Source organism: Sinorhizobium sp. 7-81 (assembly GCF_030124405.1).
GTDB lineage: Bacteria > Pseudomonadota > Alphaproteobacteria > Rhizobiales > Rhizobiaceae > Sinorhizobium > Sinorhizobium psoraleae.
Map to the genome: position 1 here is coordinate 282,517 of NZ_JASKLT010000006.1, position 8,775 is coordinate 291,291.

General features: G+C 61.0%; 7 protein-coding genes. 3 read left to right on the plus strand and 4 right to left on the minus strand.

Features of this window, described 5'->3' with window-relative positions:
- Nucleotides 1-16: 16 nt before the first annotated feature.
- Nucleotides 17-1,048, minus strand: a complete 1,032-nt coding sequence (locus QN224_RS21230; RefSeq protein WP_283978241.1) for an ABC transporter permease — start codon at nucleotides 1,046-1,048, stop codon at nucleotides 17-19.
- A gap of 202 nt (nucleotides 1,049-1,250) precedes the next feature.
- On the opposite strand from QN224_RS21230, the gene QN224_RS21235 reads away from it, so the two are divergent.
- Genes QN224_RS21235 through QN224_RS21245 form a run of 3 tightly spaced genes read left to right on the plus strand, consistent with a single transcriptional unit; the run spans nucleotide 1,251 to nucleotide 4,144 of the window.
- On the plus strand, nucleotides 1,251-2,339 hold the full coding sequence (locus QN224_RS21235; RefSeq protein WP_173514712.1) for a LacI family DNA-binding transcriptional regulator: 1,089 nt from the start codon (nucleotides 1,251-1,253) through the stop codon (nucleotides 2,337-2,339).
- A 41-nt stretch (nucleotides 2,340-2,380) separates the two neighbouring features.
- Complete coding sequence (locus QN224_RS21240) at nucleotides 2,381-3,040, plus strand: aspartate/glutamate racemase family protein (protein WP_283978242.1); 660 nt, start codon at nucleotides 2,381-2,383, stop codon at nucleotides 3,038-3,040.
- Nucleotides 3,041-3,082: 42 nt separating this feature from the next.
- The gene (locus QN224_RS21245; RefSeq protein WP_283978243.1) at nucleotides 3,083-4,144 is read left to right on the plus strand and encodes an aldo/keto reductase; all 1,062 of its coding nucleotides are present in this window, start codon (nucleotides 3,083-3,085) and stop codon (nucleotides 4,142-4,144) included.
- A gap of 247 nt (nucleotides 4,145-4,391) precedes the next feature.
- On the opposite strand, the gene QN224_RS21250 is transcribed toward QN224_RS21245, so the two are convergent.
- The 3 genes from QN224_RS21250 to QN224_RS21260 all read right to left on the minus strand — a co-directional run.
- On the minus strand, nucleotides 4,392-5,594 hold the full coding sequence (locus QN224_RS21250; protein ID WP_283978244.1) for an ABC transporter substrate-binding protein: 1,203 nt from the start codon (nucleotides 5,592-5,594) through the stop codon (nucleotides 4,392-4,394).
- Between the two features lie 17 nt (nucleotides 5,595-5,611).
- Nucleotides 5,612-5,977 carry a hypothetical protein gene (locus QN224_RS21255; RefSeq protein ID WP_283978245.1) on the minus strand — a complete coding sequence of 122 codons (366 nt, stop codon included), beginning with the start codon at nucleotides 5,975-5,977 and terminating at the stop codon, nucleotides 5,612-5,614.
- An 81-nt stretch (nucleotides 5,978-6,058) separates the two neighbouring features.
- Nucleotides 6,059-8,775: VCBS domain-containing protein (locus QN224_RS21260; RefSeq protein WP_283978246.1), on the minus strand; the 2,717-nt coding region annotated here is incomplete at its 5' end.

Here is an 8,775-nt window from a genome sequence, read left to right on the forward strand (position 1 = left end):
CCACGACAAGTTTCCCTCAGTTGTCTTGCTTCGGCGCGTGAGGGCGCGGCGCCAAAGAAACGGGCTGGCGATTGCCAGGGAACAGGAGGCCGGTCAGGTCATAGCGACCAACGGCAAGGAAGGTGAGCAGCAGCAGTCCCCAGGCGAAATCGCGCACGAAGTTGGACAGGCCGCCGAAATTGAGAAGACTCGACATCAACTGCAGCGCCACGGCGCTCAGGACCACACAGATCACACGCCCATAACCACCTTCGGGCTTCACGCCGGCCATGACCGCGATCAGGATCGCGATCAGCAGATAGGAACTGCCGTAGTCGAACTTAACGTTGACGTTGCGCGCGGCGATGATGACGCCCGCCAATCCCGACAGCGTGCCGCTGATCGCATAGGTCGCCACCAGCACGCCGGTCCTCGGAAAGCCTGCATAGACCGCTGCCTTCGGATTGGTACCCGTGAGCATCAGCCAGAGCCCATAGGGCGTGAACTTCAAGGCTGCTGCGATCAATCCCGCGACAACGACGAAGATCAGGAAGCTGATCGGCACCTCCAGGAACATGTCGTTACCGATGCTGGAGAGAAGTGCCGGACTGCCAACCATAACGGCCTTGCCGCCGGAGACGACGACCGCGAGCCCCATGAAGGCCATTTGCGTGCCGAGCGTGCAGAGGATCGGCGTGATGTTGAGTTTCGAGATCAGCAGGCCGTTGATCACGCCACCGAAGAAGCCGATCGCCACTGCACCCCCGATGAAGCCCAAGCTGAAAGCCAACTCGCTTTCCGCACTCGACACAAAGGACGACACGATTACCGCGGAGAGCACCCCGGAGAGGTTCGCCAGGGCAATGCCCGAGAGATCGATACCGCCATTTCCGGCGCACATCGCGAGCATGACGCCAATGGCGAGGAGGCCGATTTCCGGCAGCTGACTCGCCATCGACTGAAGATTGAACAGCGAAAGGAAAGTGCCGCCTGATATGGCGGCGCCAAGAACCAGCAACAGGCAATTGATGGCAACGAGCATGACGAGCTGCCCGCCAGTCTTTTGCATGGTCTCCTCCCTTGTTTAGTAAACCGATGCAAGCTTTACTAAAACGGTTATCAAAGGAAATTACCTTCCGCAAGCCGATTCTCCATGAATTTTGGTTGCGGCTAGGCAGCTTTTGTCCTACGCCTCGTAATCAGGCGGGGCACCTGTTTACTAAACGCTCTTGTCTCCGCGGCATGAGAAATCGGACTCCGGATAGGTGCGTATGAAGGAAAAGAAAACTCTGACCATCCGGGACATCGCGGACGCTGCGGGCGTGTCGCCCGCGACGGTTTCGCTCGTCTTGAACGGAAAGGGAGACATTTCAGGTGTCACGCGTGCGCGCGTGCTGGAGGCAGTGGCCAGCCTCAACTATGTGCCGCGGGTGACCAAGAGCACTACCGAGCCGGGAGAAACCTTGCGGTTCTTGAAGATCGCCAAACACGGTCACACCGTGAATCGCGATCACAGCGTCTTCATATCCGACTACATCGACGGCATGTCGGCTGAGGCCACACGCCGGAACTACACGCTGGAGGTGGTCAGTTTCGAGGGGCAGCCAATCAGCGCCGTTGCGGAGTCCCTGGCCGGAGCTCCGATCAGCGGGGTCATCGCCTTGGGAACAGAACTCACCGAGGCCGATATCCGCCTGATACAGGGGTTGGGCCTGCCAACGGTTTTCATCGATACCTTCTATGACGTGATCGACGCCAATTTCGTCGACATGAACAATGAAGATGCCGTCTACAAGGTGTTGTCGCGGTTTCAGCAGCAGGGTTTCAAGCGCATCGGCTTCGTGGCGAGTCATGTCGATACCACGAACTTCAAGCTACGGCAGGACGCCTTCTTCAAGAACATGGCGCGGCTTGGTCTGAAGCCGCGCGAAGAGGACATAATCTCGGTCGAGTCGACCTATGACGGCGCCTATGCCGATACCCGCGCGCTTCTGCAATCCGGCATCGAGCTTGCGGAATGTTATTTCTGCACCAACGACATCATCGCCTACGGCTTCATACGCGCTCTTAAAGAGTTCGGCATTCGCATTCCCGACGATGTCTCGGTCATCGGTTTCGACAATCTTCCGCAAAGTGCGACGATGGAACCCTCGCTGACGACGATCGAAGTTTCCAAGCGCAAGATCGGGTACCTGGCGGTGACCGTTCTCGACGATCTGATCAACGCAGCCGAGCTTCAGCCATCCGTAAAAATCCTGGTGGGTGCGGATCTCGTTGTGCGCGCCAGCGACTCGCGCGGAGAGAAGCAGCCGAGCAGGCGAAGATCGGCGAAGACGACCGCGAGGCAGCCTGCGGATTAAGCGTCAAGGGCGACCACTGGCCCGACACAGGAGGAACCAAGATGCCATCGCTGGCCCTGATCCATACAGTGCCCGATCTCGCTGCGAAGTTCCGGCCGCTTACCGCGCGGTCCCTGCCCGGCTGGACGAGCTTCAACATCGTCGACGAAAGCCTGTTGGCCAATACGGTGCGTGACGGCGTGCTCTCGCAAAAGACGACGCAGCGGCTCGGCAACTACGTCTTCTCCGCCGCCGATGCCGGTGCGGACGCAATCGTCGTCACATGCTCGACCCTCGGCGGTGCGGTCGACCTCATCCGGCCGCTCTCGTCCATACCGCTCTTCCGCATCGATCGGGGCATGGCCGAGGCCGCCGTGGAACGCGCGCGGCGCATCGGCGTGCTTGCGACACTACCCACGACCCTCGCCCCGACAAGTGCGCTGCTGCAGGACTGCGCCCGGGCCGAGGGGAAAGACTGCACGATTGTGCCGATGCTGTGCGACGGCGCTTTCGAGCGGCTCAGCGCCGGCGATCGCGAGGCGCACGACGCACGGGTAATGGAAGGCTACCGTTCACTAGCGAAATCCGTCGACCTCGTGGTGCTTGCCCAGGCATCGATGGCCGCGGCACTTGCCGACCGTGGCGTTGAAACACCCGTGCCCATCCTGACCAGTCCGGAACTCGGAATGGCCCATATCGCCACGCAACTGGCATCGATCTGAAAAGGCCCGGCGGCTGCAAATATTCATTGATGGGAGTGAACAATGGAATACAGGACACTCGGCCGCTCCGGCCTCAAGGTTTCGGCCATCACGATGGGAACCTTCTCCTTCGGCGGCGTCGGCGCCTTTGCGAAAGTCGCAAACCAGGACGTGAAGGATGCGCGGCGGCTCATCGACGTCTGCGTCGATGGCGGCGTGAACCTTTTCGACACCGCCAACATGTATTCGCTCGGTCGCTCCGAGGAGATCCTTGGCGAGGCACTCGAGGGCAAACGGGATCGCGTGCTGATCTCCTCAAAGGCGCGCATGCGGATCGGCGACGGACCGAACGACGAGGGTGTATCCCGCTATCACCTCATCCGCGAATGCGAGAGGAGCCTCAAACGCCTCAAGACCGATCATATCGACATTTACTTCATGCACGAATGGGACGGGGTGACGCCGCTGGATGAGATGCTCTCTGCGCTCGACATGCTGATGCGTCAGGGCAAGATCCGATACATCGGCTGCTCCAATTATTCGGGCTGGCACATCATGAAGGCTCTCGGTGTCGCCGAAACCAGAAATCTGCCACGCTTCGTCACGCAGCAGATCCATTACACGCTCGAGGCCCGTGAAGCGGAATACGAGCTGTTGCCCATCTCGGTCGATCAGGGCCTCGGCGTGATGGTCTGGAGCCCGCTGGCGGCCGGGTTGCTCTCGGGTGCCTTCGGCCGCGACAAGGCTCCGGCTCACTCCCGGCAAGCGGCGGGCTGGACCGAGCCGCCGATCCGTGACCAGGAGCGACTCTGGAGCATCATCGATGTGCTTGAAGAGATCGCCGCGGAGCGAGGCGTCAGTGTCGCCCAGGTCAATCTCGCCTGGACGTTAACCCGGCCGGGCGTCGCAACGCTTGTTGTCGGCGGACTTAGCGAGCAGCAATTCAGGGACAATATCGCGGCGGTCGATCTCGTGCTTTCGGCAGAGGAGCTGGAGCGGCTGAACCAGGTCAGCCGCCTGCCTTACCTCTATCCTTATTGGCATCAGCACAATTTCGCCAGGGACCGCTTCGGTCCAGCCGACTGGAGCTTGCATGCGAGCTATGAGGCTCTCGGACTTGTCTAGAGTGGGATGGGGAAAAGCGTATGCGGCCCGCATCCCGCTCCAACTTAGTAGAATCGATTTTATGATTTTAGGTCGACCCGACCCAAAATCATTATGATCAGTGCCGCGAGCAACAAAGCGCTCGTCCTCCCGGCGAGCGCAGCATGTCTTGAACATCGCCAAGGCATAGCCTCTCGTGATCCGTTGCTTCGCAACGTCACAAAGCTCAGACATCAAGCGAAACGGGCTGTACTTCGCGCGGGCCTCTTCAGAACGAACGCGGCGCCGGATCCACAAGCTTCAGGCTTCCGCCGGCCACCTGATGGATAGCACAGGTTCGCCTTACGGAACCGTCCTTGTCGAAACGAAATGCGGCTGCCGCACCGAGGAAGCCAGCGGGGGACTTCATGGTTTGCTCGTTAATTCCATTTTCATTTTGCGTGCGCGCGAGACCCGCCGCGAGCGCGACGACATCAAAGCCGTAGGCTGCGTCGACATCTGCTGGCCGCTCATATCTCTGGCGGAAGCTTGCCGTCATCCGCGAGCCGTTCTCCGGCCCGAAGAGACAGAGGTGACTGCCGGCGAGCTCCGGACGCTTGTAGGCGGCGGATGACCAACCGGAGCTGCCGAGGATAATCGCGTCCGGCTTCAGGTACCCGCCCGCCCTCAACCGCGAAAGGGCGCCTACGTCCGCATCGCCCGCACCGACCAGGAGTACCGAGTCGACGTCCTTTATCCTGGCTTTGGTGTTCGCATCTCCCGAAAACGGTTCTGCGCCCGCGGCGGCCATCACGAGCGGTTTGATGTTGTAGCTGGCAAGTCCACTGGCCAGCCGTTGGCTCTCGGTTGCGGTCAAATCCGCCGACGAGAGCACGACAAGCCGTGTTCGGCCGGATGCTGCCGCGTAGGAAGCGCCTTCGACGGCGCTGTCGATCCGGTCGGACACGAAGGAAAACGTTCCAGCCGGTCGTTCCAATGCATTGTTCCGCAGCGCCAGGATTGGTGCGCCCTTGGCGCCGAACCCCTCGCGAACGACGCCTATCGGCGCGTCAGTGGCCGACACGGCGACGAGCTTCACATCCTGGCTTGCAAGCCGCTGGGCGGCGTCCCGCAGCTGTTGCGGTGAGCCGTCGGTATTTTCTATGGCAAGCGCAAGCTCACCGCCGCCGAGTTCGTCCAGCGCGAGCAGCGCACCGTCGCGAACGTCGCGCTCTCGCTCGCTTGCACCGGTCGTCGCCATCAGCGCGGTGACAAGCCCGATGCGAGTTGGTCCGACGCCAATGGTCTCCTGCGGCTTGGGCGCTTGCATGGCCGCACGGCGCACCTGCCCCGCCTTTGGCGGTGCGACGTCAAGGACCTCCTTCGTCGCGCCCTGACAACCGGCAAGCAGCCCGCACATCATTGTCGCAAGCGTCACCCATGGAAGGCGAAGCGCGGCGCGCTTTGCCGATGGAACTGCATTGACCGGCATGGGCTAACCGTCTCTTTTCAGTGCATGAAGCGGAGCATCTTGGCGTGGAAGCAATCGCATTTGGCGAGATAGTCTTCGTCGCGCCAACCGGATTGCAGGTAACCATAGGCCTTGCCGCAAGCAACCTTGGCTTCCGAAGCCCAGACGAATGTCGGGCGAGTGGAAGAAATCCATCGCGGGTCGTCGGCGACCGCGACCGCCTGGTCCATGCGTGACACGACCTCCTTCGTGAGCAAGGTAATGTCCTGTCCTGCCGCTAGAGACGACGCGTCAAGCGTGTCGCATTGCCTTGCGACCGCCCCATAATCGACCACAAGGTCGGCGGCATGAGTTGCCGAAGCTGCGAGGACAATCACTGCCCCCGTGAATATCGCTCTGATCATTCGTTAGGTGCCCCCTCCGGAAAGCCCGGTTCGCGCCATGTTTGCCGCGAGTCGGAAAAATGTAAAGATGATGCCCGACGATCAGACCTCACCCGTTGTCTTGGTGCCGTTCTCGTTGAAGAGTATCTTCACGACCTCGGTCGAGACCGAGAAATCTTCGAGAACGGCCACGGTCTGCCATCCTGAGGCATTCCCGACGCTGCCGTCCGTGTCCACCTGCAGGCTGGCGCTGCTGTTATTGGCGTCCTGGACGACCCTGACGTAGTTGTTGTCAAGTACAGTGTCGGGCGCCAGGTCACCAAGCAGCTCCGTCAGGTCGACGACGTCGCCCTCGCTCGCCTGATAGTCGGTGATGACATCGTCGATGCCGATCTGCAGTTCGTTGCCGCCGATCACAAAGGTATCGGCGCCACCGCTGCCCGTCATCGTGTCCGAGCCCACGCCGCCATAAAGTTGATCGTCAAAAGCGCTGCCAATCAGGATGTCGTCGTAGGCCGACCCGATGATACCTTCGATGTTCCGGTAGGTGTCCACGCCCAGACCAACCGCAGTGAGGTCCGCCACGGTATTGCCCGTCGACTGCGTAAGTGTGAGTGTCACGCCTGAGGAAGCATCGGAGAGATCGAGGAGATCAACACCGCTCCCGCCATCAATGGTGTCGTTGCTGGCGCCGCCACGCAGCGCATCGTTGCCGCCGCCGCCATTGATCACGTCGTTTCCGCCGCGGCCGATGATGGTGTCGTCGAGAGCGCCGCCGGTGAGATTGTCGGCAGCTGAGGTACCATAGATGAGATTGGACTTCGTATTGTCGCCAACAACGACGATGCCGGGATCGCCCGGATCATTGTAATAGAACTGGAACTCAGCGGACCGCCCTTGAAAATTACCACCATTGTTATCGTAATAACTCATCGTCCACTGATCGCCAGCGTGGACGGGATTTTGCGCGAGAAAATCTGCGAGGGTCGTCGCCGTCGCAATGCCCGAGCTGTTAAGCAGGTAAATGTTTGAATAGCTTACGGTCGCGGCCATGAGGCCGGTGCTCTGATCGAAAAACCAGCTTTGCTCGAACTTCGCCGCTGTCGTGTCTGCCTCGACGACGACGAACCTGTTGGTTCCGATCTGAAGCTCGATCTGCAGTTCCTTTTCACGTGCAGTACCTGCGCTGCTTCCATTGAACCCGGTCGGATCACGCTCGCCAAGCGGGATCGGCGTCTGGAAGTTCGTCTGTTGAAAATCCGTCAGGATCTTGATTGTTGCACCCGACAAATTCGCATTAATGCCATCGGCAAAGCTCTGGGATACCGGCATCATTTTGGTGACGCTGTTTCCCGAGGTCAGCGGCCCGCCTTTGTCGTCGTTGATGCTCACTGAGGTTGCAGGCAGCCGGTTGGGCGGCACCTCGTTGATCGTCACCGAATAGGCTGTCGTTGTCGTCCCGTCGCTCGCCTGCAGGTTCAAGGTTCTGACGACGGTGTCATTGACCGTAGCGGTCGGGCTGTAGACGAGATCGTCAAGCAGATTGACGCCGGTCGCGGGATTGTAGAGCACCGTCGCGCCGGTCACCGCCACGTAGCTGCTGCCGTCGAAATAGAACACGCCACTTGGTGCATTGGTCGCGGTGACGATGACGTTTTCGCCATCGATATCCGTCGGGACCGATACCTGCAGCGGATATCCGCTGCCAAAGCCAGGTGTCTGCTGGGCCGGATCGCTCGGTAGCCAAACGCAGGTGCTTGCCACCACAGGCGCGTCGTTGGCGCCGTTGATGGTAATCGTTACAGTCTCGGTGTCGGTCGCGCCATGGCTATCGGTGACGGTGACCTGATAGGCGAAGCTGATCGTTTCGCCGCTGTCGAGGAACTGCACAAGCGCATTCGAGACGTTGTAGGTCCAGTTGGAGCCGGCGATCGCAAAATTGTTGGTCAACTCAGCAATCTGCGATGCGGTGAGCACGGTGGAAAGATCACCGCCCGACCATGCCGGCGCGCCGACGAGCGTGCTCGTCACCGAATGTGTATCGGTGATGTCGACGTCTGTGTAGCTCAGGTTGCCGCTGTCGCTGAGGTTGCCGGCAAGAACACCGAGATCCTCCGTCACGGAACCGGTGTGATCGACAGTCAAAACCGGCGCATCGTTCGTCCCATTGATGGTGATCGTCACCGTCTGGGTGTCGGTGGCGCCCTTGTCGTCGGTGACCGTCACCACGAAGGTCTCGGTGCGGCTCTCGCCCTCGGCCAGGCTGTCGGCAAGGCCGTCGTCAAGCGTGTAGCTCCACACCCCGGCGGCGGTGATGACGAAGCTGCCGTAGCTGCCGGCGGCAGTGCCGCTCCAGCTGGCAGTGGCACCATTGTCGACATCGCTCGACACCATCGTGCCGGTCGCCGTCAGCGGCCCGGTCACCGGCGTGACGTCGTCGGCGGCAAGCCCGCTCTCGCTGACCGAGCCGGTGATCTGAGAGGCAGCGCCGATCACCGGCGCATCGTTGGTGCCGGTGATGGTGATCGTCACCGTCTGGGTGTCGGTGGCGCCCTTGTCGTCGGTGACCGTCACCAGGAAGGTCTCGGTGCGGCTCTCGCCCTCGGCCAGGCTGTCGGCAAGGCCGTCGTCAAGCGTGTAGCTCCACACCCCGGCGGCGGTGATGACGAAGCTGCCATAGCTGCCGGCGGCGTTGCCGCTCCAGCTGGCGGTGGCGCCAGTGTCGACATCGCTCGACACCATCGTGCCGGTCGCCGTCAGCGGCCCGGTCACCGGCGTGACGTCGTCGGCGGCAAGCCCGCTCTCGCTGACCGAGCCGG